Below are 26,066 nucleotides of genomic sequence, written 5' to 3'. Positions count from 1 at the left end.
GGCGCAAAATATGGGCGTGGAAGCCAAAATTGTATTAGTCTCTAACCGTGGTTCCTATAACCTAAAAGAAGTAAACGGTAAAGTGGAGGCTATACCGGCCATTAGCGGTCTGGTTTCAGCCGTAGAACCCATTCTTAAAGAAAAAGGCGGGGTTTGGGTAGCTTGGGGTGGCCGCGAGGCAGCCGCTGCCGAAGCCCCTGCCATGAGGATAATGGTACCACCTGAAAAGCCGTCTTATTGTTTTTGCGAAGTCCCTCTCACCGCCGAGGAAATACAACTGTATTACCATGGTTTCACCAACGGTGCTTTATGGCCCTTGTGTCACTATTTTTTGGAAAAATGTCGCTATAACCCCATGGAATGGGCGGCCTATCGCCAGGTAAATACCAAATTTGCTTTGGCCGCCCTAGCCGAAGCCGAAGCCCAAGATACTGTCTGGGTGAACGATTATCACCTGGCCCTCGTTCCGGCTATTTTGAGGCGGCATCGCCCTGAGCTACGGCAGGTCTTTTTTTGGCATATACCTTTCCCCCATTACGATCTTTTTGCCACCCTTCCGTGGGCCAGGGCTGTCTTGCGGGGTTTACTAGGCAGCGATATTATTGCTTTCCATTTGCCAGATTATAGCTATAATTTCTTGCAAGCAGTCAACAAATTGTTGGAAGCCCCTGTGGACTATAACACTTTCTCTATTAGGTGGCAGGGCCGGAAAATTATAGCTCCCGCCTGGCCCATGGGTATCGACTTCGAATCCTTTCAAAAATTAGCCTGTGATCCTAAAATTAGGCAACAAGCTGAAAAGCTACGCCGGCATATCGGTACCGAGCGAATAGCCCTGGCCATCGAACGGTTAGATTATACTAAAGGTATTCTGGAACGGCTTCTAGCCTTTGAGCGTTTCCTGGAAGAAAATCCCGAATGGCTCGGACGCCTAGCTCTAGTACAAGTAGCTGTACCTAGCCGTACAGCTGTCCCCGCTTACCAGAAGCTCCGCAGCCAGGTGGAAGAAGCAGTCGGTCGCATTAACGGCCGTTTCAGTGAGGGAAGTTATCGCCCGGTCCACTATTTCTGGCGGGGACTGCCGCGGCAGGAGTTAGTAGCTTACTATTTGGCTGCTGACTTGATGTTAGTCACGCCTTTGCGCGACGGGCTAAATCTGGTAGCCAAAGAGTACATTGCCAGTCGCGTAGATGGTACAGGCATTCTTATTTTAAGCCGCTTCGCGGGGGCAGCTCGCGAATTGAAAGAAGCCGTGATAATCAATCCTTACGACATCGAAGGAACAGTTGCTGCCTTAAAAGCTGCTCTGGCCATGCCTGTATCCCAGCAGAAACAGCGCCTGCGCCGGTTACAAGAGCAGGTCAGGCGCCACGATATTCACTGGTGGCTCAGCAACTTCCAGCGTGCCCTGGTTGAACGCGAGGTCAAGGAAGATGAAGGCTTACGTCGACCCTTACGCCTTGGTAACTATGGTGCAATCTCACCCACAAGCTTTATTGATGTTTGATTATGATGGCACCCTGGTCCCACTGGCTCCCCGACCCGACCAAGCTAAGCCCAGTCCCAAGCTTTTAAGGCTGCTCGACAACTTAAGCTTAAAGCCCTGTTTAAAGCTGGCCATTATTAGTGGTCGTGCCCTGAACGACCTCTTATCCCTATGGCCTCTTCCCCGCGTTTTTTTGGCAGGTTGCCACGGCAGGGTAATGGCCCTGCCGGCTGCAGGCAAGGCAGGCCTTCGCCTCCAGATAAAGCTGGGTCAGCCGGGGCCGGACCGGGAAGTGTGGGAGCGCATTAGCTCGCTGGCCCAGCGGCTGGCCGCCGGTGTTTCCGGCCTTTGGCTGGAAGATAAGGAGGAGGCTATAGCTTTGCACTACCGCCAGGCCAAACCCTCGGAAGCGGATTTAGTTATTGATAGCTTCGTCCGGGAAATAGAACCCTTACTGCACGCTCATGGACTAGAATTGTTAAGAGGCGATAAAGTTTTAGAAGTACGGCCCCGGGGCGTGCACAAGGGGCTGGCCGTAGAGTATCTTTTAAATCTTCACCCGGAGGCCTTCCCAGTTTATATGGGTGACGACCTCACCGACGAAGATGCCTTTCGGGCCTTGGAGGGCAAGGGCTTGACGGTGCTGGTGGGTTCCAAGCGACCTTCCCTGGCTACTTTCGGCTTACCCTCACCGGTAGCTGTAGAACAGTTCCTGTCGTTGTTGTCGGTCCAGAAGGCCACAATCCGGAATTTAAGTGGAGAAAATTAAGTGAGGAGGTTTTGATGTAAGCCATGCTCGAGATTCGCAAAGCTGTTATTCCTGCTGCCGGCTGGGGAACTCGCTTCCTACCAGCTACTAAGGCGCAACCCAAAGAAATGCTTCCCCTTGTTGATAAGCCGGCTATTCAGTACATAGTGGAGGAAGCAGTCCATTCGGGCGTAAATTCCCTTTTGATCATTACCGGTAAACACAAGCGAGCCATTGAAGATCACTTCGACCATTCTTTAGAATTAGTAACTCTTCTCCGGGAAAAGAATAATCAAGAACTGTTACAGTTAGTAGAAGAGGTAACTAATCTAGCTGATATTCACTATATTCGCCAGAAGGAACAGTTGGGCCTAGGGCACGCGGTTTATTGTGCCCGCCAATTTGTGGGAGAGGAACCCTTCGCCGTTTTATTAGGCGATGATATTATCCTGCACCATACCCCTTGCCTGTTGCAGATGATCGAGACCTACCGGGAAGTTCGAGCCGCTATCGTAGCTGTGCAAGAAGTTTCTCCCGATGAGGTAAAACGTTACGGCATAGTGGAACCAGCTACCAGCAGCGAGGAGAAGCTTTTCCGGGTGAAAAGCTTGGTAGAAAAGCCTCGCCCGGAAGAGGCGCCGTCCAACCTGGCTGTTATCGGCCGGTATATCCTCTTGCCAGACGTTTTTCCCATCCTGGCCGAACTCCAGCCCGGAGCGGGAGGCGAGATTCAGCTGACCGATGCCCTGCAAGTGTTGGCCCAGGAAGGCAAGGTTTACGCTTACCGCTTTGACGGCCGGCGCTACGATGTCGGTGACAAGCTAGGCTTCCTCCAGGCTACGGTAGAATTCGCCCTGCAAAGGCCCGACCTGGCCGAGCCGTTCAGGCGTTATTTGCTAGATCTTTTGTTCCCCCACCTGGAAATGACGGAAGCAGCGGCAGGGCGGGAGGTATAAAGAGCAACTCAATTCCAAGGCCTAGAAGCGTTGCCCACCAAAGGCAGGAAGCTTAAAGGTGAACAAATCCAGGGTAAGGGCGGGAGCTTAAAATTCATCGCCCTTATTGCTTCCCTTCTCCCCCTTTTTCAAACGGTCGATGAGGGTTTCTTCCCCTTGGGTAAGAAAAGGTTTGTAAGCCGGGGCCGGCTGGCGATCCTCATCCCGAGTCTTAAGCGCCGGTGGACGCAGGTTTTGCAGCGGGACCGGTGAACGTATAAGGATGGATTTAAAGGATCGCCAGTCCCAAGGTATTAACGGCCAGAGATAAGGTACACCGAAGGATTTGGTGGTCAGCAACAATAAAAAGGTCCCCAGAAGTATTATAACTAACCCCGGCAGCCCCCAAAGACCTACCCCTATAATCGCCGCTATCCGCACCAGAGTATTGGCCATTCCCAGCTCATAGCTGGGCGTGGCAAAAATACCTACGGCAGCTATGGCCATATACAGGATTATCTCCGGGTTGAAAAAACCTACTGCTACTGCTACTTCTCCGATGAGGACAGCAGCTATCAGGCCTAAGGCTGTGGCTAGAGCAGTAGGGGTGTGGATAGCTGCCATACGCATAAGGTCTATGCCGCCTTCAGCCAGCAAAAACTGCCAGGCAAGGGGAATAGCGGCTATCTTTTTAGGTCCCACCCATTCCAGGCCCGGAGGGATAAGCCTCCGATCCAGGGCCAGTAAAAGCCAGATTGGAGGTAATAATACAGAAACTGCTATACCTAAAAAGCGCACCCAGCGCAAAAAAGCTCCTACCAGCGGCACCTGCCTGTACTCTTCGGCATGTTGCAGGTGATGGAAGAAGGTGGCTGGCAAAATCATAACGCTGGGCGAAGTGTCCACCATCACCAGCACGTGCCCCTCCAGCAGGTGGGTAGCCGCCACATCCGGCCTTTCAGTATAACGAACGCGCGGGAAAGGATTCCACCAATTTCCCGGGGTTATAAGCTCTTCCACCGATTTTTCGGCCATAGGCAAGCCGTCGATTTTAATAGCCTTGATTCTCTTTTTTACCATTTCCACCAACCGGGGATTAGCTATGTCTTTGATATATATAACAGCAATGTCCGTTTTGGAACGGCTGCCGGCCTGTAAAATCTCCATGCGCAGCCGGGGGTCGCGCAGGCGGCGGCGCAAAAGGTTGGTGTTAAACAGGAGGGTTTCCACAAACCCATCCCGTGAACCTCTGACCACCCTTTCCAGGTCGGGTTCGTCGGGATTCCTGGCGGGATACTGGCGGGCATCGATTAAAATAACCTGATCAAAGCCATCAACCACCATAGCTACCCCGCCGGACAAAACTTTGTCCACTACTTTATGCAGGTCATCCAAGGTTTCTACTTCAATATAGTTAATGTATTGCTGCAATACTTTTTTAAAAGCGTCAGTAGCCAGGTCCTCACGCGTAAGAAGGGAAAGGCTGCGCAGGATGTACATCATAATGTGGTCTTTGGCAAAGCCATCAATGTAAAAGAGGCTGGCCTGACGGCCAGCAAACATAACATCCCGCCGGATAACATCAAAGCTTTCGTTAACTCCCAACTCTTTGTTCAACCAGTCAACGTTAACTTCTAGTTTGCGGTTCACCTTGACCCCTTCACCTGTGATGGTCATGGATTTACCCCCTATGTGGAGAGTATCCGCTTAACCGCGGGGATTAAACAAAACTGCCATTACATAGCCGAAAAGGATAGCCGCAGTGAGCCCTACGGCCGTGGCCTGCAAGCCACCAGCAAAGGCTCCCAGCAACCCTTTAGTCTGAACCGCCCCCAAGGCTCCTTGGGCCAACAGGTGACCGAAACCGCTCAAAGGAATGGTCGCGCCTGCTCCGCCAATCTTTATCAAGGGCTGATACAAGCCCAAGGCGCTTAAGATCGCGCCTCCCACCACAAAGCCCACCAAAACATGACCCGGTGTCACTTTGTAGGGAGTCAAATCCATGATAAGCTGGCCTACTGCACAAATAGTCCCGCCGATCAGAAAAGCCAGAATAACGCTCATAACCTCACCCCTTCTCGATTACTACGGCATGCCCAATACCGGGTATAGATTCCCCCTGGTAGGTGGAAATAGGGCTCAGCAGGGCGCCGGTGCCTATCCCTAGGATACGCTTATAAGTACCGTCGTTCAGCTTTCCCATAAGATAGCCGGCAAAAACTACCGCCGAGCAGGCGCAGCCGCTTCCTCCGGCATGGGTACCCTGGCGCTCGGAATCATAAATGAGGAGGCCGCAGTCAGTATACTTGTTGGCCAGGTTATAGCCTTGTTGTTCCATCAATTTGGTGGCCAGCGCGTGTCCCACCCGAGCCAGATCTCCGGTAATGATAAGATCGTAATCATTGGGGGTACGGCCAGTATCCTGAAAATGGCGTACCATGGTATCCACTGCTGCTGGAGCCATGGCCGAACCCATATCATTGGGGTCCTTCATACCGAGATCTAAAACCCGGCCTATGGTAGCCTGGGTTATCCGCGGCCCATTGCCCGCCGGTGCCAGAAGAACAGCCCCAGCACCGGTAACCGTCCACTGGGCAGTAGGTGGTTTCTGCACCCCTTGTTCATTAGGATAGCGATACTGGCGCTCAGCCGTGTCATAATGGCTGCTGCAGGCGGCCACTACATGGGTGGCAAAACCGCCATCAATCAAAATGCTGGCCAGGGCCATGCCTTCATACATGGTAGAGCAGGCGCCGTACAGACCCAGAAAAGGAATGCCCAGGTTACGGGCAGCATAGTTGGCCGAAATGGTTTGATTTAAAAGATCGCCGGCCAGGAGGAAATCAATGTCCTGCCACTGTAGCTTAGCTTTGGCGATGACCATCTTGACTGCTTCTTCTAGCATCTTCCGCTCAGCCTTTTCCCAGCTTTCTTCTCCAAAGTAGGTATCGTCAATGACCATATCAAAGGTATTGCCTAGTGGGCCTTCCCCTTCCTTTGGACCCACCACCGAGGCAGTAGCCACTATTACCGGCGGATTGGCGAACTGGATAGTATGTTTCCCCACTCGTTTGGTAGCGGAGCTCAATAGTCTTTCACCTCTGCCTATCAAAAAATAAAACCCCGGCTATATTATCCGCCAGGCTCCGCAAAGTTTATGCACAAATTTGGACCGCCACCGCAAACCGGTAGCCGCGAGTCTATCCTGCTGGCCTACCAAAAGCGCGACGTCCCTAAAATAATTTACACAAATAACGGCAGGGTTTACTTCACGGGACATAACCCTACCAAAACACCATAAAAGCGGCCATCGGCATAAGATGATTTTAAAGAGAACCTGGAGGTAGTCTTCCGATGAATAACGGTTCTAAGGCATCGAACTCGTTATTGACGGTCAGGGTAAAAGAAGTGGGTACGGGCTTACCTATTCCCAACTTCAAGTTCATTGTCAACGAGGATAATGTGGGCAATCCCCTGGATCCTGACCCGGCCAACTGGCCTTCCCTTAGGGCGGGACCCAGCCACAGCCCGGTGGTGGCCACCGGAGACCATTCAAACCCCACAGTGAGAGTGCCTGACGGAAAATACCTGGTATCCGTACTGGCTCCGGGCCACAAGATGGGTGGTAACTGGGTAACGGTTAAAGGTGATACTGAAGTCACGGTGGAGTTGGTGTCCCATCCTCTGCCGCTATCTAAAATCCGCGTCCACGTTTTCCACGACAACCAGCCGGTCAACGGCGAACTTGACATCCCGGTGGAAGCCGGGCTGGCCGGATTCCGCATCGTAATACACGATACGGTTGGTGAAGTTCAGGTCGATTACTTCGGCAACCCCCTAGGCACCCTGTACCGGCGGGACCAACAGGGGAATTTCCTTCTCGACGCCGAGGGCAACCCCATTCCGGTCCCGGGAACCGGCGGGGTGATCCTTACCGACGCCAACGGCGACGCCGTCATTGAAAACCTTGCGCCAGGAAAGTACGCGGTTCAGGCCATCCCGCCTGACGGCACCGACTGGATCCAGACTACCACCATTGAAGGCACTCCGGTCATAGACGCCTGGATTGAAGAGGGCAACGACGGCTACAGCGCCGAAGAGGGCTTCCGTTTACCTCTAGTGTGGATCGGGTTTGTCAGGCCCATGGATTGGGGCGAGGTTAAGGAACCGGGGACGGGCACCATCAGGGGGACAATCAGGACTATCGTTGAGGGTCAACCGCAAGGCCCGCCGGTAGACCGGCCCTGGATCGCCTTGACCGACATAGGCGGCAACGACCAGCAGGTCTGGACGGGCCGGGGCGACCCCGACGGAACCTTCGTAATTAACAATGTGCCCGACGGCGTTTATCAGATGGCCATCTGGGATGAGCCCCTGGACCACATCATATCCTTCCGCACGGTGCAAATCTCGGGAGGAGTCCTGGTCGATTTGGGCGACATCCACATCCCCAGGTGGTTCGGCCGGATCGAGGGAGCGGTCTTCCGGGATGCCAACGAAAACGGCGTCCGTGACCCCGGCGAAGAGGGTGTCCCCAACGTGGAGGTGGGAACCCGCTTCAAGGACGGCAGCATCCAGTATAGAACTGTCACCGACATGGACGGTAATTACTCCCTGGAGGAAGTATTCGAACTAGAGCGTTTTGCCGTAGCCCAGGTCGCCTTCACCCGCTGGGGGCAGACCGTGGCGGCAGCCGTACCCCACCCCGGTTTGCCGTTCCCGCCCGCTATTGTTCCCGGCGGCTTAACCATTGCCGAGATGACCGGCGCCGGCATGACCACCAGAATCGATTGGGGCAAAAAAGAATACCCTCTGGCGGACGGCACGAAGAACGGCGGCATTTCCGGCATGGTATACTATGCCACTATGCGCAACGAAATAGACCCGCGCTACGCGGCCGCGGAAGACTACGAGCCAGGGATCCCTAAGGTGACCATCAATCTTTATGCCACCGCCGTTGACCAGAACGGGAACCTCGTCCAGGGCGCCAAGATTAACTCGGTGATTACCGACGCCTGGGAGCATCCTAAGCGTCCTGACGGTACCATTGTTACCGAAATCCCCTTGAACAGCGGCTATGTCGCACCGGGGGTCTACGACGGCGGATTTTCTTTTACCACCTATTTTGAGCCCTATTACGGCGCGCCGGAGGCCGTGGAAAAACCTCTTCCGGCCGGCACCTACATTGTAGAGGTGGTGCCCCCGGAGGGTTACCGGGCCGTAGACGAGAACTCCGTAAACACGGATCAGGGCGACGAATACGTCATGGCGCGCAATGCTTCGGTCCAGAAAAAGAGTAAGTCAAATACCGGCAGGGTGGGCGCCGATCAGATTTCCATCAACGTTATACCTCCCGGCTATTACGGAGACTCCCGTACTAAAAAGGTGGTTACCCTCCGGAATGGCCAAAACGCGGCAGTAGACTTTTTTCTGTACACCGACGTCCCCATCCCCGGCCGCATCGTAGGAGGGATGTGGGATGATCTCAACTTGGAGACCAACCCCACCTCCCCCTTCTACCGTGAAAAACGGGGTATAGCCCATACCCCGGTGGGCATCCGCGACTACCAGGGAAGGCTTCTGACTACCGTCTATACCGACCAGTACGGCATTTTCGAGGTGCTGCTTCCCTCCACCTATACGGCCAATGTGCCCACCCCGTCTGGCGTGGCTCCGGCCATGTATCAGGTCATAGGCAATGACCCGGGAGATCCGGAAAGACCCAATGCCAACTACAACCCCGACTACCAGACCCTGAAACTGGTGTTTGACGTCTGGCCGGGGAAAACCACTTACGCGGACGTGGCCCTTTTCCCGGTTTCGAACCTGGTGGAAACCCCGGACGGGGATTTGGTCCCGCCCTACGACGTTACACCGGGTACCTCTCTTATTTACCAGGTAGACCGGGTTTACGTAACGCTTCGGGGTATGAGAACTATCAACATCACAGGGATTAATTTTGGGGATATTCGAGGACAGGTAACGCTGGGCGGGAAGCCTATCCCGGTGCTCACCTGGACGGATACGGCCATCAGAGTGAGGGTACCCTTATATTTCAGCCCGGGCCCCGCGCAGTTGCTGGTAAGAAAAAGGGATGGTAAGGTGAGCCCGACGGGAATCACGATCCATGTGTTAGGTGACACCTATAACCCTACCGTTGTCACTTTAACCCCCGGCACCTCCATCCAGCAGGCCATTGATGCGGCAGACGACAATACCCTTATTATAGTTCCACCCGGTACCTACTACGAAAGCCCCATCCTTTATAAGAACGTAAAGCTGCAGGGAATGGGGCCTAAAGCCACGGTGATCGACGGTCGTTTCTTCGCCTCTTACCGGCAGGCATGGCTGGAAAAAATCAACTCCCTTGATTTTGACGGGCCTCAAAACATTTCCCAGGGGCAGGCCCTGACGGTGGTGGCCAAGGCCGGCGCCTTTAACTCGGCCTTCAATCCGCAAATCGATGGGTTTACCATTACCGGGGCCCGGGGTAGCGAAGCGGGGGGCATACTGGTACACGCCTTCGCCTGCTACCTGGAGATTAGCAACAACGTCATCGAAGGAAACGGCGGCGGGTTCGGGGGCGGCATCACCATTGGTAAACCCTATGCCGGCGACCTCCATAACGAGTTAATCCACATCCACCACAACCGCATTATTAGAAACGGCGGGGTGAGCCTGGCCGGCGGGATCGGCATCTTTAACGGCGCTCATTACTACAACATCCACCACAATGAGATTATCGGCAACTACTCCGCCGAGTACGGAGGTGGCTTGTCCCATTTCGGTTTGAGCCACGGAGGGCAAATCCACCACAACCGGGTGCTGTTTAACTCCTCCTTTGACGAGGGGGGCGGGATTTTGGTCGGGGGCGAGCAACCAATACCGCCGCAAACCTTTTCCGCCGGCTCCGGCGAGGTAGACATCTTTAACAACCTGATCCAGGGAAATCTGGCCAACGACGACGGCGGCGGCATCCGCCTGCTGCAGCCGGGAACCTACCGCATCAGGATCTACAATAACATGATAGTAAACAACGTATCCACCGACCTGGGGGGCGGTATCGCCCTGGACGACGCCTCCAATGTAATCATCTGCAACAACACCATTGCCAAGAACACCACAACCGCCACCGCCGAGGACAGCGACGGCCAACCCCACGGGGCCGGCCTGGTGAGCGAGGCTCACAGTGCGGCCTTCCAGGCCCTGCTGCCGCCCGGCTCGCCCAATTTCAGCGACCCGGTACTGTTTAATAACATCTTCTGGGATAACCGGGCCTATCACTTCGACCCGGTGGCAGGTAAACTGTCGGAAGACTACTTGCTTATGGACATGGAAGTGTTCGGTACCCCCGAGCCGGAGTACTTTCGCCCTTACTACTGTAGCCTTTCAACACCTTACGGCCCTCCCCATCCCACCAACCTTATCACCGACCCCGCCTTTGTCCTGGAATACGATACCAGGATTAGGGTGGGGACATTGCGGGGCCAGCCGGATTTCAAGAGCACCAAGATCGTTATCCCTGCGCCGGGCGTGGAAGGGAATTACCACCTGAAACCGCTCTCCCCGGTAGTGAATAGGGGGACGGCGGGGTTAACTTTGAACCAGATCTATTATCCGGCTCCCCTTACCGACTACGACGATCAGCCTCGTCGCCGGTGGCCAGGCGTGGATATTGGAGCCGATGAGGCGGGCTAACGGCAAAGTTTCTCTGAAAGGAGTAGGCGCCATGGGACAAAAAAGAGAGGCCCGTTTAGGGGCCACCGACGGATGGATTAGAACGCCCGACGGTACCACCCACTATATTTTCGGTTTTGCGGATATTACCGGGGTGCCCGCCGAACAGATCTTCACCTACCGGGGGAAGGCCCAACTACCGGCACCCTTGATTGAAATATACGAAGACGACGAGCTGTACCTCACCCTGACCAACCTGGGGATGCCCCAGCGTCCCGACCTGGATGACCCCCACACCGTCCACTGGCACGGGTTTCCCAACCAGATCCCGGTCTACGACGGCGTGCCGGAGGTATCGATTATGGTTCCCGTGGGACGGGATTTTACCTACTATTACCGTCCCCTGCACCCCGGGACCTACATGTACCACTGCCACGTGGAGCCGGTCGAGCACATCCAGATGGGCATGGTGGGCCCCCTCATCGTGCGGCCGCGGTTAGAGAAAGATCCGGACTACGAGGGGCGGAAGTTCGCTTACAACGATCCGTCAACGGAGTTTGACCGCGAATACCTTATCTTCCTTACAGAATTGGACGCCACCGCCCACCACATGATAGCCACTGTCCAGGTATTTGACTGGACGGAATACCGGCCTGCCTACTGGCTGCTCAACGGGCGTTCCTATCCCGACACCCTCGACTTAAACGGCGGCGAGGAGTTTTCCTTCCAGCCTTATGCAGCTTTAATCAGGGCCAATGAGGGCGAAAGGGTCCTGCTCCGGTTTATTAATCTCGGGTACCAGGAGCACTCCCTGCAAATTCTGGGTATTTCCCTCAAGGTGGTGGGTCAGGACGCGCGGCAGCTCCGAGGGCTCAACGGAGAAGACCTTTCCTACTGGAAGAATGCTCTTTACTTCGCGCCCGGGCAGACGGTAGACGCCATCTTTACGGCACCGGCACCAGGTATCTACCCCCTGTTTAACCGTAATTATTACAAAAACACCAATGCCGGTGCCACGCCCGGGGGCATGGTTTCCGAAGTGCAGATATTCCCCGCCGGCACTCTGCCGCCCCAAACGGCCCCCAACCGCTAGAAGGGTATAAGGAGAGGAAAATTATGCCATCTAACATGCCTGCCATTAACCAGACGCGCACCATTAATCTGTGGGCCACCGATGGCTATATATCTATGCCGGATGGCAACAGCATCTACATCTGGGGGTTCACCGACAAAGAGGGCGCTTTAGCCCAACTGCCCGGGCCCCACCTGGTGGTGAACCAGGGAGAAACCGTCGTCATTAACTTAACCAACACCTTGGAGGAAAATGTCTCCATCCGCTTCCCCGGCGTGGAAAAGGTTATGGTGGTCCACCCGGACGGTTCGGAATTCCTAGCCCAGCCCCAGTACGAGGGAGGAAAGCTGGTGTCCCTGGTAGATTCTGCACCGCCGGGAGAATCGATAACCTACAAGTTCTTAGCCCATCATCCCGGGACATATCTTTACGAAAGCGGTACTAACCCCACCAAACAGGTACCCATGGGATTGTATGGTGCCATGGTGGTCCGCCCGGCGGATTACCACCCGGTCACCAACAAGACTGCCTACGGAGCCGGCACCGGTACAGAGTTTGACCGGGAATACCTGCTGATAATAGGGGAAATCGACCCTGCTCTCCACTATGCAGTGGAAAGGGGCCAACCCTACAACCCTCGGGATCGCAAGCCCAGGTACTGGACCATCAACGGCCGGGCCGCCCTGGACACCATGCTGCCGGACCGGGCGGGTTACCTTCCTGCCCAGCCCTATGGGTGCCTGATTATGGCCGAGCCGGGGGAAAGGGTGCTGCTCCGGTACGCAGGGGCCGGGGTAGATAACCACCCCCTCCACCCTCACGGTAACCATACGCGGGTGGTGGCGGTGGACGGCCGGTTGCTGAGAAATGGACCGGTAGACCTTTCCTTCGAGAGGTTCACGGTACTCGTAGGGCCCGGGCAGACGTACGACCAGATCTTTACGTGGGTGGGGCTGGGCTTTACCCCGGAAAACCCTATCCCCACTACCATGCCTAACCTGCGCAACCTGGCCGTGGGCCACTTCGGCTGGACCATGTGGAGCGGTAGCCCGTACCTGGGGACAAAAGGGGATATTCCGGTCGGCACTACTTCCTTTAACCGGGTGGGCGAGTACTACTTTATGCTCCACTCCCATGAAGAGCCCCAGATGACCAACTGGGGGCAATTCCCCGGAGGCATAATGACCATGATGGCTATTTATCCTGAAGGTACTCTGGGCCCGGATGTAGGGGTCCTGGCATAATTGGAAAACTTTTGAGATAAGGAGTCAGAAACTATGATTGTCAAAGAATTATGGGCCAAGGCAGGAACGGTGACGATGGTGGGTCCGGAGGGACCGGTGGAAATCCCCTTTTGGGGCTTTACCGATTCGGCAACCGGCACGCCCCAACTCCCCGGCCCGCTGATCGAAGCCACCGCGGGAGAGGTCATTCAGGTCGTCCTGCATAACACTTTAGACGAACCGGTCTGCCTCATGTTTCCCGGTCAGGACAGGACCCCCCGTCCGGTCAAAGGCGAAAGCGGCCGGTTTATATCTTATGACACTCCGGCAGGACCCAATGGGGGAACGGCGACCTACATCTTTACCACCTCCCGCCCGGGTACCTACCTTTACGAGAGCGGCTGCCAGCCGGAGAAGCAGGTGCCCATGGGCCTGTACGGGGCGATGATCATTCGCCCGGTTGATTATGATCCTGGAGACCCGCCCCGGAAAACCGCGTATGGAGCGGGCACCGGTACGGAATTTGACGTGGAACAAGTCCTGGTACTGGGAGAAATAGATAGTAGTATGAACCGCCACCTAGCGGCGGGATTACCTTTTGATATATCCAAGTATAGTCCTGACTATTGGCTCATCAACGGGCGGGCCTTTCCCGCTACCATTGCCCCGGATACCTTTACCAGCCAGCCCTACGGGTCCGGGTTGAGCGCTGCCGTGGGCCAACGGGTGCTGATCCGGTGCCTTAATGCAGGATGCCTAAACCACTCCCTGCACTTAAGCGGCGGTCTATTCCGGGTGCTGGCCGGCGATGCCAAGCCGCTCAAGATTCAGGCACGGGATGCCACTTACCGGAGGCACACCCTTATTATAGGGTCCGGCCAAACCTATGATTTGCTTTTCATCAGCAATTTTCCCGGACAGTATTACGTATTTGACCGGGAACTGCACCACCTGGTGAGCCAGGGCCAGTTTCCGGGAGGAATGATGACCAGAATTGATGTCTTCCCGGCCGTACCCACCGCTCCCCCGCCGGCTCCCACGGACCTAACCAGCGTAGCGGTGGCGCCCACCAGGGTAGTACTGGCCTGGACGGACGTGGATACCGGTAAGGACGGTCTCACAATAGAGCGCAAAACAGGCGTTAACGGGCGCTATGTGGAAATTGCAGTCCTGCTGGGCACCCAGGTAAACAGTTACGTCGATGAGACCGTATCGGCTGAAACTACCTACGCCTACAGGGTGCGCGCCTTTAACACCGCCGGTTTTTCCGCCTACTCCAACGAAGCAGTAGTCACCACACCGTAAGAGTTCGCATTGCTTCTGCCCAGTCAGCCGCGTTCTTGAGCCACTGGGGGCCCCTAATCTTTAAAAACGCCGCAAACCCGGCTATAACCGCTAAAGATCCGGTCGGCAGATCCTCAGAGTCAATCCACCTGTCTAGGCGATCACTGCGTTTTCGGAGCCAACTGGAATTCGCCGTTGTAAACTTAATCGGCCAATCGATGCCCTCTAACTACCTAGAACCTCGAGCCCCCTGGCTTCCCTTTCATCCCATTTAGGCATAACACAGGCCACAAGTTATTTTAATACACAACAATACACAACCAAAGTAAAAACGAGGCAGAAACGGATATATCACTCGTTTCAAAAGGGCACAAACAATTTCTATCTTAAAACCCACAAGGCTCCTATAGCACGATAAATCCACATACTTCCTAATGTTACGCTTAAGCCTCCCAGCAGAGTCCGGCTAATTAATGTCCACTTATTTGACCTATCCATAAATTGCAGGACCCTAGCTACTGTCATGCCATAGGCTGACATGAACACGGTGACTCCCGCTCCATACAACAGTATGTAAACTACAGTAGCCAATAACGTAGGGGCACTCGCTATAGGCCCCAGAAGCATCACCGAAGCCGAGCCAGCTAGCCCTGTCGCCACACCGGTCAAAATAGGGCCATAAGAAAATATCCTCGCATCCAGGGAGGGCGTGGAGTGAGGTGCGTGGCTGTGGTGGTCGCCAAGGAAAGAATAGGGCATGTCTAATCTTTGCACACGGAACCAAGTGCGGCTTATAGCCCAGAAGCCGAGGGCTACCAGCAACAACCCAGAAATCATTTCAAAGGAAGTACTAAAAGCATCCGGTAAAGCTCTTTTGAACAACTGAACCGCGAGGCCTGCTAAAAGTACAGTCAAGGTGTGGCCTCCACCGAACTTCAGGGCAAAACCTAATACCCGTGGGGTTCGGGGATCCTGGCTAACGAAATCGGTCATCTCGACCACGTGGTCAGGGTCCGCCCCATGTAAAACCCCAAGGAAAACAGAGCTAATGGCCAACAGTACTTCATTATACAATTAAACAACACCTCCTGAAAAAAATAACCACGGAGGGACCCTTTTACTAGGGCCATCAACCTCCGTGGTTACGTTACTCCATATACACTTTAACTTCGAAAATCAGCAATAAGTCTCCTACCATCCATTGGTAGGTTCTTTTTTGCCATCCCTGTGCACTAATATTTTAATACCCCAATAGGGTATCTGTCAAGAATTTGGTTTCCAACGCTGATTTGTCCTGGGGAAAATGTGCCAGTGGGATCAGCCCATAGGGGCGGGTTGCTCTATTACTTTTCGCCAGATTATTATTGCTGAATTTATCAACCAGGCTGCCGAGACCCACATTGCTCCCTAAATTGACCGCGTAAAGCAAAAAAATGGTATTCCCCATTGTACCGTCCTCATAAGCAAGACTGTGCCTCCAGCCGACGGCTGCGAACCCTCTGTTGAGCTACAATCTCTTTCCCGCGAAATCTTACTGCTCCAGGCTCGTCTCCCTATACTCAAAAACTCGGCAGAGCCCCTGCCACTAGCTCTGCCAGGTGTTGAACCTTTACCGGACTACGAGCCTCCTCGAGCCCATGCTTTAACTGCATCATGCAGGAGGGACACTGCGTGACTAGCACGCAAGGCCCAGCCGCCAGCACCGCGGCTATCTTTCTCTTTCCCACTTCCCTCGCCATATCGTAATGCAGGAAGCAGTAAGAGCCTGCCGCCCCGCAGCAGGAATCCGCCTCCTCCATCTCCACATACCGTACACCTGGCAGGCTCTTTATAATCCGCCTAGGCGGCTCGATCACACCCAACGCCTTGCGCAAGTGGCAGGGATCGTGATAGGTAACCACCGTTAGTCTCCCCTCGCCCCTACAGGTAACTGACGTCAACTTCTGTAACCAATCCTCTGCTTCCCGCATCAAGAAAGATGAAAAGTCCAGTACCCTGGCAGATAATATAGCCGCCGCTTCTCCTTCTACCCACTGGCTGTAAAGCTGCCAGGTGGATGTGCAGGATGCACAGTCGGTAACTACGTAGTCAACCGCATCCTTGCTGAAGCTTTCTAAGTTTTTGCAGGCGAGCTTTAAGAAAGTCTCCACATCGCCGTGGCTTAGCGCAGGTATACCGCAGCAGACCTGATCCGGAACAATGATTTCAAAGCCGAAGGAATTGAGCACTTTGACTACCGCCTCACCTACATGTGGGAAGAACAGGTTGGTCATGCAACCGGTAAAATAGGCTACCCTTCCCCTGGGAGTACCGGTAGGACTGTAGACAGTCCGGTTTACAGTTCGGAAAGGTACTGCCGCCGGTAAAGGCAGGAGCCTTTCCGGCCGGGATAAGCGTGAGGGGAAAACCTTAGCCATACCCAGCTTCCTGCCCAGGCGTAGCATCCGGGCAAGTATGGTCAGTTTCCGGTTGTCGGGCAATATATGGCGAAAACCTATACTTTTCCAAAGGGGCAGGCCCCGCTCCCTGACCATAGCGGCTCTTACCGCCATGACCACAGCATCAACTTCTACCCCGTTGGGACAAGCAGCGCTGCAGGTCTTACACAGAAGGCAGTGCTCAAAAACCTCCGCCAGGCGGCGGGAAAAGGCAATCTCTTCCTTGAGGTAGGAGCGAGCCAGCCTCACCTTGCCCCGAGCTACATAGGGTTCCTCCCCCAATACTTTAAACACGGGGCAATGCGCACGACAGGTACCACACTTGGAACATTTTTCTAGCTGAAGGTCTATCGTCTTAAGCATATCCATACGTCATCACTCAGCGAAAATCTTGCCGGGATTAAGAATATTGTCCGGGTCCAGGGTCTTCTTGATGGCGCGCATAACCTCGTAGGCTGGCCCCAATTCGCGCCTCAAATAGGGGGCTTTGAGTATTCCTATCCCATGTTCGCCAGAAAGGGTGCCCCCCAGCTCCAGGGCAGCCTCGAATATCTCCCCAATAGCCTTTTCCACCTTCTCCATCTCCGCTGGATCGGACCGATCGCAGGCGATATTGGGGTGAAGATTGCCGTCACCCGCATGTCCGAAGATAACCAGGTCTATGCCGTACTTCTGGCGTATCTGTCCCAGGCGCTCTATCATCTCCGCTACCCGGCTGCGCGGTACGGTAGCGTCTTCTGAGATCTTTGTCGGCTTGATTTTCGCTATGGCAGGAGATATGGATTTCCTAGCCTTCCACAGCTCCTGGGCCTCCCTCGCATCTGCTGCCAGGCGGATGTTTTGAGCCCCAACTTCCCGCAGTAGCCTTACTATTAGCTCGGCTTCCTCAGTGGCTTCCTGCTCGCTCCCGTCCGTCTCTATTAGCAGCACGGCTGCGGCATCCAGCGGCAGGCCGCAGGAGGCAAACCGCTCCACCAAGGAAATAGAGACCGAATCCATTATCTCCAGGGTCCTTGGAACCACTCCCGCGCTCAAAATCGCGGTAACCGCCTCACCGGTCCGTACCAAATCTTTGAAAGAGGCCAGCAGGGTGCGCACATGTGAAGGCCGGGGAATAAGCCGGACGATAATCTCAGTAACTACCCCCAGGGTTCCCTCTGACCCGACAAAAAGCCGGGTCAGGTCGTAACCCGTCACGTTCTTTATGGTCCTGCCGCCGGTGCGGATAATGCGGCCGTCAGCCAGCACCACCTCAAGACCCAGGACGTAATCGCGAGTAACGCCGTACTTTAAACCACGCGGTCCGCCTGCGCATTCAGCTACGTTACCCCCCATGGTGCAGAAATCTGAGCTGCTCGGATCCGGAGGATAAAAAAGCCCCCGAGCCTCCACTTCACGATGCAGGTTACCGGTAATGACCCCAGGGCCTACTACTGCCAGCATGTCTTCGTGGCTTATTTCGTAAATCCTATCCATGGCGGTCAAATCCAGGACTATCCCCGCCCTCAAGGGTACGGCACCACCGCTCAAACCCGTTGCCGCCCCGCGGGGATACACAGGTACGCCTTCCTTGTGGGCCAGAGCCAATACCCCTGCTACCTGCTCGGTGCTTACAGGCCTTACCACCAGGTCAGGGGTTTTCTCTACAAAAGTCCCATCGTAGGCATGGCATAATAAATCCACTTCGTGGTAAAATACCCGCTCAGGCCCTACCAGCCGCTCCAACTCTTTTACCAAGGATGATCGCTTTATCATCATGCCGCTGTCGCCTCCAGACCCCAGGGGCACCTACCCGAACAACCTTTACATTAGGACCCCGTCGAATTTCCCGGGGTTCACACCAGGCGCCCTAGTCCAGGTGCTACCTCATTTACCACTATATTACCACCACAAGAGGCCTCTGCGGTAGCCCATTACGTCAGCACCACTTTCCTTATTTTGCGACCCTCTTACAAGGTTTAACCTCGGAGCTACATAAGGTAATATTTTCGCTTAAAAGGCTAATTTCCCTCTTGTGAGAACTAGAGGTCAGGCCCTGCTTCGAGAGCAGGGTTGGTTAAATATTACTTTATGATGTTATAGTTCAAAAAGCGGAGATAAAGCGGTGTGAAAGCGGAGGGATCCCGGCCAGATTGTTTAAATGTAGTTTAAGGGGTAACCCTTAGCCGGGTAAATGGATAAAAGTCCCCGCAAACTTCCCCAAAATAAAAAATTACCCGCTGGCTGAGGCAGCCGGGTAAGACACAAGTTTTTTGTTTGTTTTGTTTCCCTGGTGAGATTCTAATCCGGCGGAATTAGCGCTCTGCTACCGCCCGCAAGCCTTAAAGGGAAAAATTAGACTTAGCGCACAAAATAGGCGATCAAACCGATAAGCACCGAGGTAACCAGGCCGTAAATTATCACCGGACCAGCAACAGTAAACAGACGTGCTCCGACACCATAAATGAAGCCTTCCCTCTTAAACTCCATGGCCGGTGAAACAATGGAATTGGCAAAGCCGGTAATGGGGACAATAGAACCCGCTCCGGCTATCTTCCCGATCTCGTCGTAGAGGCCTAAGCCTGTGAGGAAGGCTCCCAAGAAGACCATCACCATAGTCGTGGCATTGGCAGCGTCTTGCGTATTTAAACCTGCTCCGCGAAAGGCTAAAGTAATTATCTGGGCAATGGCACAAATCGTTCCACCCACCCAGAAGGCATTTAGAGCATTTACCGCTACCTTCGGTCTAGGCTTCACCCGATCCACCAAGTTTTGATAAGCTTGTTGCTCATAAGCCTGTTTCTGCTGATTAATCTGCTCAGCTAGGCTCAAAGGTTTTTTAGGTGGCCCCGGTTGTTGCGTCTGGTCGGCCATTTCTTCTCACCCCTGGCTATATTATCGGCCACTGTTTACCTTGTTTATGCAATGCAAAAGGCTCAGGTAAATAATTTACTTGTGAGTGAGACATAATACTATCTGGAGTACAAAATACAATTCTGCAAGGAGGCGACTTCGATGGCTGCCCATTACGGTGCCCATGAGGTAATGGAACTCCATGAAGTGTTGACCGATACCATCGATGGTATCAATCAATTCCAGTTATACCGTCCCTATGTAAAGGACCCTCAACTCCGTTCTATCCTGGATAAACAGATTCAATTCATGGCCCAAGAATACAACAATATGGTTCAGGCCATAAACCGGCGTGGAATAAGCCAGGCTGTACCTTACCGGGGGCCGCGCCTGGCCAGACCTGTTTATGGATTGAACAATCCGGAAACCCAAGCTCCCAATGCCTCTCTAAATGATATGGATGACAGGGATGTGGCCAGTGGAATGTTGGGTTGCCACAAGGCCTCTGCAGCATTTAGGATGATGGCTTCCTTGGAATGTGCCGATCTGGAACTCAGGCGGATGATCCAGCAGGGGGCCATTAACTGTGCTGAGCAGGCCTATGAAGTATGGCAATATATGAATCAAAAAGGGTATTACCAAGTCCCCACCCTTAAAGATGTAACAACAAATACCATGATAAATACTTATGCCCCGGTTAACACCGGGGAAATGAGGTATCAATATCAATAACAGGTCTCAGAACTGGAGTACCTGGCCGTATTTTAGCCAGGTACTCCTTTTAACACCGTTTCTAGTTCTTCAGCGTCTTGTTTTATAAAACCCCGGGTAAATTGGCCCAGGCCGCGGAAGAAATCGGTTTTAGCATGGCCAGTCACATCCCGGCAGAAATCAGGTACCCACTGGAGCAAATGTTCCTGCAAAAACCGTTGTTGACCCTGCAAATATCTTGTCCCTTCGCCGCCTTCAGCTAAATTTTTAATTGTTTCAGCGCAAAGCCAGGCCATAAACTCCAGCTCTAGCCCTAAGTGGTCGTCGGGTTCCCGGTGTAAGCTTTTAATTACTAGTCCAAAGGACCGGTAGAACTCGCGCACAGCCAAGGTTTCCTCACCGAAAAGCAACCGATCTGGCGAACGGTACACGGACTCCCACGGCGGCGCTTCCAAGTGGCCGGGGCCTACAAAAAGCCGGTAATAATCTTCTTCCAACTTCTGCCGGTAACCCTCTAAGTCGGCCATATGGGCAACTAACTCTTGATGCATAAGCCTGCAGCCTATTCGTACTTCCTCCTGGGCTTCCTCTGCGGCCAGCTTTGCTAGGGTACCCTCTTGCCCTAGTACTTGAAGCATTTCCAGGACAGGCCCTTCCCGGTATAAGCTGGCCAGCAGGCGGTAGATTATTTCTCTACCCTTCAACCAATCTTCCAAAAGGGTGGGGTCCATACTTATAGTAAAATCCTCCCCTCTGCAGCAAAAGTGAAGTACCAGCACCTATGCCAGAGTGGTGGGCTTCCCCAGAGTTTTACTGAACCAGCAGCGTACACATAATTCGGCCTGGGGGCTGGCCCGGTACTCCTCGCTACAACTTGGACAGCGGTGGCTAACAGCTGCTGTCAACTGTTGTTTTTCTTGGGCAGCCACCATTTTTAAGCTAACCTTTTCTCCCCAACTTAAACTCTGATGAATACACACTTCCAGGCAAAGGCCACAGCCGGTACAGAGGGAGGGCTGAAAAAGGAGTTCTTCTCCTGTCAAAATTAGCGCTCTTTCCGGACAAAGACGGCTGCATACGTTACACAGATAACAAGGCCCTACCACCCTTAACCCTGCCTGGGGCCAGAGCACTCCTTCCTCCCGAGAGGGCCTGGAAGAGCAAAACTTGGTCCAAATCTCCCGTAAGATAGCCCGCCGAGAAAAGGACTGCGCCGGCCGGCTTTCTCCCTTTTTGGAGCTGTCCAACCTCAATCCCCTCATTATGGAAGCAAAGAATTCCCGCCTGCCCATGGCAGCCTGGACTGCAGCTTGCCGGGTACGCTTGGGTTGGATAACTGGAATTTCCGGCTTTATTATTACACGTTCTTCGGGGAAACCTAATGCTACCGCCATTTCACAGGCCAGAAAAAAATGATCCTGAAAAATTTTCTTCCCCTTGACCAATTGACATCCAGTACATTTTGTTTCTTCCCAATAAAAGACAACTTTCCCTTCAGCAGCCAGGGCGAGTATAACCTCAGGTGTCACCACAGCCAGGCAAGGCACCAAAATCCAGTTGTCCTGGGCTTTCTGTTCTTTTCCAGTTTGAAGACAGGCAAAAACTGCTTGTCCGTAAAGCTGCACATTTTCCCGCCCTCGAGCCAAGAAAAAAGCCGGTGTTCTCTCCGGGTCCTGCAAGGCCTCCGTAGGACAAACAGCGGTACAAAGGCCGCAGCGGTTGCACTCTATAATTTTAATACCTTTTTCAGTGAGTCTGATACCCCCTAGAGGGCAAATTTCTGCGCAACGCCGGCACGTGGAACGGGGCGAAATATGGCGGGTACAGCGCTCCGGACGCAGTCCAACCTGTCCTAATAGGAAACCGGTTAAATTGGTAACATCCATGCGACTACCCCCCAGAGCCCTTGCATCTTTATTATCCTGCTTTCCTGGGGTGTAGGCAAGATAGCCATATTGGGGAATTGAAAAGTTCCCCTTTACAAAATACCCAGCGCAGGAAATAATTAAGTTAAATGAAAAGGTCTAAAAAAACGGAGGGATAACCATTGGAATTAACTAGAAGGGCTACTGCTATTAGCCCCTCCCCTACCCTCTCTATCGATGCCCAAGCTAAGAAGATGAAGGCCCAGGGAATTAAAGTGATCAATTTCAGCGCTGGGGAACCTGATTTCGATACCCCTGAACATATCAAACAGGCCGCTGTGGAAGCCCTACAAGCGGGATTTACTAAATACACTCCCGTACCGGGGACGGACGAGCTGCGCCAGGCCGTGGCTGCCAGGTTGTACAAAGACAGAGGAATCCAATACGAACCGGCTGATATAGTGGTCTCTTGCGGGGCCAAGCATTCCCTGTACAATGCCCTTCAGGTCTGCTGTGAAGAAGGTGATGAGGTTGTTCTCATAGCACCCTACTGGGTAAGCTATTATGAGCAGGTAAAATTGGCCGGAGCGAAGCCGGTAGTAGTTAATACCACTGAAGCGACGGGTTTCAAGCTGACAGGAGCAGCTTTACGAGAGGTTTTAACCCCCCGCACCAAACTCCTTATTCTCAACTCGCCGTGCAATCCCACCGGAGCTGTTTACCAACGGGAAGAGTTGGAGGATCTGGCCCAAGTTATCCTGGAGCACAACCTTTTCGTGATCTCCGACGAGATATACGCTGCCCTCATTTATGATAATCTTGAGCATATAAGTATTGCTTCTTTAGGTCCGGAAATAAAGGAACGCACTATCCTCATTGACGGAGTATCCAAGGCTTATGCTATGACCGGCTGGCGCATAGGCTATGCAGCTGCGCCCCGTTTTATTGCCCAAGCCATGGCAGATCTGCAAAGCCACTCTACTTCCAACCCCACTTCCATTGCCCAAAAAGCTGCCGTGGCCGCTCTGAACGGCAGCCAGGAGCCCGTGGAACAAATGCGTCAGCAATTCTACGCGCGCCGCAACCGTATGCTGGCGGGCCTGCAAAATCTGCCCGGCATAACCTGTAACCGTCCCGGCGGAGCCTTTTATCTCTTCCCCAATGTCTCCGGGCTGTTCGGCAAAAAATTCCGCGGCCAGACCTTAAACACTTCTACCGATATTGCTGCGGTTCTTCTGGAACACTTCCAGGTGGCCGTAGTGCCCGGTATAGCCTTCGGCAATGACCATTATTTACGCCTCTCTTATGCTACTTCTATGGAACAAATTGAGACCGGACTAAACCGCCTGGCCGATTTTATAAGTCAACTGGATTAAGACGGAAGCCCCGGTCGGACCCGGGGCTTTAATCATTCTAAAGGTCGGCGCTATGATCGCTATAAACCAGTTTCACATTGGCCTTAAAATCAGTTAGTTTGCCGTTTTTAACATTGGCTGTAAGGTTACATATTTCCACCGCAGAGATATTGGGTATCTCACGCGAAGCCTCCGCCACCGCTGCCTGGACAGCATCCTTCCAGTTGGAAGGCGATTGCCCCACCAGCTCTACCACCTTTACATGCATTAGTTTCCCCCCTTTCCGGCTTAAAGTCTGGTGTCTTTATTATTTCCCTACCTCTGCTGCAGTATGTTCTGTTCTTACTCCTAACATTTATGCCATCTAAGGCTAACTTTTCCTTTCTTTTCTACATAACATAGATTAAGGATAGGCCATAAAAGGAGGGTTTCCTGTGAGCGATCCTCAAGCCCAAGGCTTTCAGTGGCAATTAGCTCGCGCTTATATACCCTGGCAGAAATTTACTTCGAAGTGGAGCCCCTTGGAGGGCCTGAGCAAAGGTACCATTTTCCCTGAATTATATTTCCCTTACCAACCGGGTGGGCGTTAAGTCGCCTTTGCAGGTAAGGCAAAAGGGGGTCAAAGTTTTATGGATCACGAACGCCGTCACCTTTTAAAGCAGATCATGGCCCTGGAATTTACCGCCCTGGAACTCAATTTATACTTGGATACCCATCCCCAGGACAGCCGCGCCTTAGAAGAATATAATGCTGCCGCCAGGGAACTGGCGAGACTCAAGCAAGAATACGAAAGTCGTTACGGCCCTTTGACCAACTACGGCACAACCCCTAGCCCTGGTGCCTGGCGCTGGATAGATGATCCCTGGCCCTGGGAAATCACCTTCTAGAGGAGGTTCCTAAATCGTGTGGATATATGAAAAGAAATTACAATATCCGGTCCGCGTAGGCGGACCCAACCCCCGCCTGGCCAAAGAAATCATCACCCAATATGGCGGACCCGATGGCGAGTTGGGTGCCTCGTTGCGGTATCTTACCCAGCGCTATACCATGCCCATCCCCCAGGCCAAAGCCGTTCTAACGGACATCGGCACCGAAGAACTGGCTCACATGGAAATTATCGCCGCACTGGTATATAACTTAATCAAAGATGCTCCTTTAGAAGAAATTAAACGCGCTGGATTGGACGGCTATTACGCCGACCACGACCGCGCCCTCTACTTCGTCAATGCCGCGGGAGCTCCGTGGACAGCTGCCTACATCCAATCTAAAGGCGACCCCATCGCTGATCTTCACGAAAATCTGGCCGCCGAGCAAAAGGCCCGCTCCACTTACGAGTTGCTTATTAACCTTTCCGATGATCCCGACGTTACCGATGTGCTCCGGTTCCTCCGCGAAAGAGAAGTAGTCCATTTCCAGCGCTTCGGTGAAACGTTAAATCTGGTACATGAGTACCTGGAGAGAAAGAAATACTATTAAGCCTTAAGCCCCGCTATGGGGCTTTTTTAAAGGCGGGTCTTTCAATTTCCAGGAGGACCAATGCAGTAATTCCTTCTGATAAGCTCCAGAAAACGGGGATAAAACCCGCCGGCAAGATCGTTTTTGAGCTAGCCGACGGTCGCCTGCAGGAGTACCAGTATGGCCTGGCCCGCATGGAATATGTCGTTTTTGTGACGAATAGCTTCCAAGCTCATATGCCAAATTCATCAATCTGCTGCAAATCCTTCTTCATCAAACTAAATATATTCCTGGACCTCTTCCCGAAAAAACTCTTCCTCCCGGTAATCTGCCTCTGTACGGGCCGCCCTGGAAATAGCAAAAGTCACTGTAAGCGATGTGTCCATCTAATTTTGTCCGGAATTAACTATTACGGACATAGCGGCGGCCAAAGCAGCTGTGTAGACTTCCTTTATAGGTACACCAGCGGCCAGAGCAACCTGACGACAAGATTCGTACTCCGGAGCGAAATTAGCGATTGCCTGACCCTTGCAATCACGATAGCGTCCCACTTTTACAGCAACCGGTCCATAGGGCGTAAGTACTTCAGTAATCTGTTGCTGGCATATCAGTTTCTGGTCGCGACGAAAGCGCAAGCCCAAAGTGCTGGAATGGCGGAATATCGCCGCCGCTACTGCAGGAAGACGGCCCTCCGGACAAAGAACTGTAAAGAGGATGCCGGGACGACCTTTTTTCATATGCACTGGTATAAAGTACGCATCTACAGCTCCGGCAGCCATAACCTGCTCCATGACAACAGGAAAAAACTCGGGGTTCATGTCATCAACCATTGGCCAGCAAGGCTCCCAAACACATATCCCCGCTGATACCAGAAAAGCAGTCGAAATAGGCGACTTTCATCTTTCTCCTCCTCTATGGTTTGGTAATAAATAAAGCCCACCAGGAAGGCGTGTCAACCTCAATCAGTATCTCGTTTTACACTTTA

At 53.3% G+C, this 26,066-nt stretch carries 24 protein-coding genes; 12 read left to right on the top strand and 12 right to left on the bottom strand.

What is annotated here, in order from left to right; translation table 11 throughout:
• Window positions 1–10 precede the first annotated feature (10 nt).
• From AC1BI1_RS01265 to galU, 3 genes are read left to right on the top strand one after another with little or no spacing between them, the layout of a single operon-like run.
• Complete coding sequence (locus AC1BI1_RS01265) at window positions 11–1,507, top strand: alpha,alpha-trehalose-phosphate synthase (UDP-forming) (RefSeq protein WP_476715439.1); 1,497 nt, start codon at window positions 11–13, stop codon at window positions 1,505–1,507.
• Window positions 1,434–2,255 (top strand): trehalose-phosphatase, encoded by an 822-nt coding sequence (gene otsB / locus AC1BI1_RS01260; protein ID WP_476715438.1) that lies wholly within the window; start codon window positions 1,434–1,436, stop codon window positions 2,253–2,255. The genes AC1BI1_RS01265 and otsB overlap by 74 nt, the downstream gene beginning before the upstream one ends.
• 23 nt (window positions 2,256–2,278) lie before the next feature.
• Complete coding sequence (gene galU / locus AC1BI1_RS01255; protein ID WP_476715437.1) at window positions 2,279–3,190, top strand: UTP--glucose-1-phosphate uridylyltransferase GalU; 912 nt, start codon at window positions 2,279–2,281, stop codon at window positions 3,188–3,190.
• An 87-nt stretch (window positions 3,191–3,277) separates the two neighbouring features.
• Here the strand turns inward: galU and AC1BI1_RS01250 are convergent, their stop codons facing one another.
• The 3 genes from AC1BI1_RS01250 to spoVAD are packed head-to-tail and all read right to left on the bottom strand — an operon-like array spanning window position 3,278 to window position 6,281.
• Window positions 3,278–4,846, bottom strand: coding sequence for a spore germination protein (locus tag AC1BI1_RS01250; RefSeq protein ID WP_476715436.1), 1,569 nt, complete (start codon window positions 4,844–4,846; stop codon window positions 3,278–3,280).
• 30 nt (window positions 4,847–4,876) lie between these two features.
• Window positions 4,877–5,233 carry a stage V sporulation protein AE gene (gene spoVAE, locus AC1BI1_RS01245; protein ID WP_476715435.1) on the bottom strand — a complete coding sequence of 119 codons (357 nt, stop codon included), beginning with the start codon at window positions 5,231–5,233 and terminating at the stop codon, window positions 4,877–4,879.
• Between the two features lie 4 nt (window positions 5,234–5,237).
• The gene (spoVAD, locus tag AC1BI1_RS01240) at window positions 5,238–6,281 is read right to left on the bottom strand and encodes a stage V sporulation protein AD (protein ID WP_476715434.1); all 1,044 of its coding nucleotides are present in this window, start codon (window positions 6,279–6,281) and stop codon (window positions 5,238–5,240) included.
• Between the two features lie 242 nt (window positions 6,282–6,523).
• Here spoVAD and AC1BI1_RS01235 point away from each other — a divergent pair, with 242 nt between their 5' ends.
• The 4 genes from AC1BI1_RS01235 to AC1BI1_RS01220 are packed head-to-tail and all read left to right on the top strand — an operon-like array spanning window position 6,524 to window position 14,446.
• Window positions 6,524–10,867, top strand: a complete 4,344-nt coding sequence (locus AC1BI1_RS01235) for an SdrD B-like domain-containing protein (RefSeq protein WP_476715433.1) — start codon at window positions 6,524–6,526, stop codon at window positions 10,865–10,867.
• Between the two features lie 31 nt (window positions 10,868–10,898).
• Window positions 10,899–11,939 (top strand): multicopper oxidase domain-containing protein, encoded by a 1,041-nt coding sequence (locus tag AC1BI1_RS01230; protein ID WP_476715432.1) that lies wholly within the window; start codon window positions 10,899–10,901, stop codon window positions 11,937–11,939.
• A gap of 23 nt (window positions 11,940–11,962) precedes the next feature.
• Window positions 11,963–13,162 carry a multicopper oxidase domain-containing protein gene (locus AC1BI1_RS01225; RefSeq protein WP_476715431.1) on the top strand — a complete coding sequence of 400 codons (1,200 nt, stop codon included), beginning with the start codon at window positions 11,963–11,965 and terminating at the stop codon, window positions 13,160–13,162.
• 33 nt (window positions 13,163–13,195) lie between these two features.
• Window positions 13,196–14,446, top strand: coding sequence for a multicopper oxidase domain-containing protein (locus AC1BI1_RS01220; protein ID WP_476715430.1), 1,251 nt, complete (start codon window positions 13,196–13,198; stop codon window positions 14,444–14,446).
• A gap of 360 nt (window positions 14,447–14,806) precedes the next feature.
• On the opposite strand, the gene AC1BI1_RS01215 is transcribed toward AC1BI1_RS01220, so the two are convergent.
• From AC1BI1_RS01215 to spoVAC, 4 genes are all read right to left on the bottom strand, one after another.
• The gene (locus AC1BI1_RS01215; RefSeq protein WP_476715429.1) at window positions 14,807–15,499 is read right to left on the bottom strand and encodes a hypothetical protein; all 693 of its coding nucleotides are present in this window, start codon (window positions 15,497–15,499) and stop codon (window positions 14,807–14,809) included.
• Window positions 15,500–15,984: 485 nt separating this feature from the next.
• A complete protein-coding gene (locus AC1BI1_RS01210; RefSeq protein ID WP_476715428.1) occupies window positions 15,985–17,226 on the bottom strand; it encodes a (Fe-S)-binding protein in 1,242 nt (413 codons plus the stop codon).
• Between the two features lie 12 nt (window positions 17,227–17,238).
• Window positions 17,239–18,621 carry an FAD-binding oxidoreductase gene (locus AC1BI1_RS01205; RefSeq protein ID WP_476715427.1) on the bottom strand — a complete coding sequence of 461 codons (1,383 nt, stop codon included), beginning with the start codon at window positions 18,619–18,621 and terminating at the stop codon, window positions 17,239–17,241.
• A 582-nt stretch (window positions 18,622–19,203) separates the two neighbouring features.
• On the bottom strand, window positions 19,204–19,716 hold the full coding sequence (gene spoVAC, locus AC1BI1_RS01200; protein WP_476715426.1) for a stage V sporulation protein AC: 513 nt from the start codon (window positions 19,714–19,716) through the stop codon (window positions 19,204–19,206).
• 141 nt (window positions 19,717–19,857) lie between these two features.
• Between spoVAC and AC1BI1_RS01195 the strand changes: the two genes are divergently transcribed.
• Window positions 19,858–20,427: a spore coat protein gene (locus AC1BI1_RS01195; protein ID WP_476715425.1), complete on the top strand. Its 570-nt coding sequence runs from the start codon at window positions 19,858–19,860 to the stop codon at window positions 20,425–20,427.
• A gap of 32 nt (window positions 20,428–20,459) precedes the next feature.
• Here AC1BI1_RS01195 and AC1BI1_RS01190 read toward each other — a convergent pair whose 3' ends face one another.
• A complete protein-coding gene (locus AC1BI1_RS01190) occupies window positions 20,460–21,137 on the bottom strand; it encodes a TorD/DmsD family molecular chaperone (RefSeq protein ID WP_476715424.1) in 678 nt (225 codons plus the stop codon).
• Between the two features lie 48 nt (window positions 21,138–21,185).
• A complete protein-coding gene (locus AC1BI1_RS01185) occupies window positions 21,186–22,292 on the bottom strand; it encodes an ATP-binding protein (protein WP_476715423.1) in 1,107 nt (368 codons plus the stop codon).
• A 161-nt stretch (window positions 22,293–22,453) separates the two neighbouring features.
• Between AC1BI1_RS01185 and AC1BI1_RS01180 the strand changes: the two genes are divergently transcribed.
• Window positions 22,454–23,647, top strand: a complete 1,194-nt coding sequence (locus tag AC1BI1_RS01180; RefSeq protein ID WP_476715422.1) for a pyridoxal phosphate-dependent aminotransferase — start codon at window positions 22,454–22,456, stop codon at window positions 23,645–23,647.
• Window positions 23,648–23,684: 37 nt separating this feature from the next.
• Here the strand turns inward: AC1BI1_RS01180 and AC1BI1_RS01175 are convergent, their stop codons facing one another.
• Window positions 23,685–23,894 carry a dodecin family protein gene (locus AC1BI1_RS01175; protein ID WP_476715421.1) on the bottom strand — a complete coding sequence of 70 codons (210 nt, stop codon included), beginning with the start codon at window positions 23,892–23,894 and terminating at the stop codon, window positions 23,685–23,687.
• A 166-nt stretch (window positions 23,895–24,060) separates the two neighbouring features.
• On the opposite strand from AC1BI1_RS01175, the gene AC1BI1_RS01170 reads away from it, so the two are divergent.
• The 3 genes from AC1BI1_RS01170 to AC1BI1_RS01160 are packed head-to-tail and all read left to right on the top strand — an operon-like array spanning window position 24,061 to window position 25,102.
• Window positions 24,061–24,216 (top strand): spore coat associated protein CotJA, encoded by a 156-nt coding sequence (locus AC1BI1_RS01170; protein WP_476715420.1) that lies wholly within the window; start codon window positions 24,061–24,063, stop codon window positions 24,214–24,216.
• A gap of 39 nt (window positions 24,217–24,255) precedes the next feature.
• Window positions 24,256–24,513, top strand: coding sequence for a spore coat protein CotJB (locus AC1BI1_RS01165; RefSeq protein ID WP_476715419.1), 258 nt, complete (start codon window positions 24,256–24,258; stop codon window positions 24,511–24,513).
• A gap of 16 nt (window positions 24,514–24,529) precedes the next feature.
• Entirely contained in the window at window positions 24,530–25,102 is a 573-nt protein-coding gene (locus AC1BI1_RS01160) for a manganese catalase family protein (RefSeq protein ID WP_476715418.1), read from the top strand.
• 365 nt (window positions 25,103–25,467) lie between these two features.
• Here the strand turns inward: AC1BI1_RS01160 and larC2 are convergent, their stop codons facing one another.
• Window positions 25,468–25,911: a nickel pincer cofactor biosynthesis protein LarC2 gene (gene larC2 / locus AC1BI1_RS01155; RefSeq protein WP_476715417.1), complete on the bottom strand. Its 444-nt coding sequence runs from the start codon at window positions 25,909–25,911 to the stop codon at window positions 25,468–25,470.
• Window positions 25,904–25,981, bottom strand: a complete 78-nt coding sequence (larC, locus tag AC1BI1_RS01150) for a nickel insertion protein (RefSeq protein ID WP_476715503.1) — start codon at window positions 25,979–25,981, stop codon at window positions 25,904–25,906. Before larC ends, larC2 begins: the two co-directional genes overlap by 8 nt.
• Window positions 25,982–26,066: the final 85 nt, after the last annotated feature.

Source organism: Thermanaeromonas sp. DSM 22490, assembly GCF_056378755.1.
This window is presented reverse-complemented; position numbering and strand designations above follow the sequence as displayed.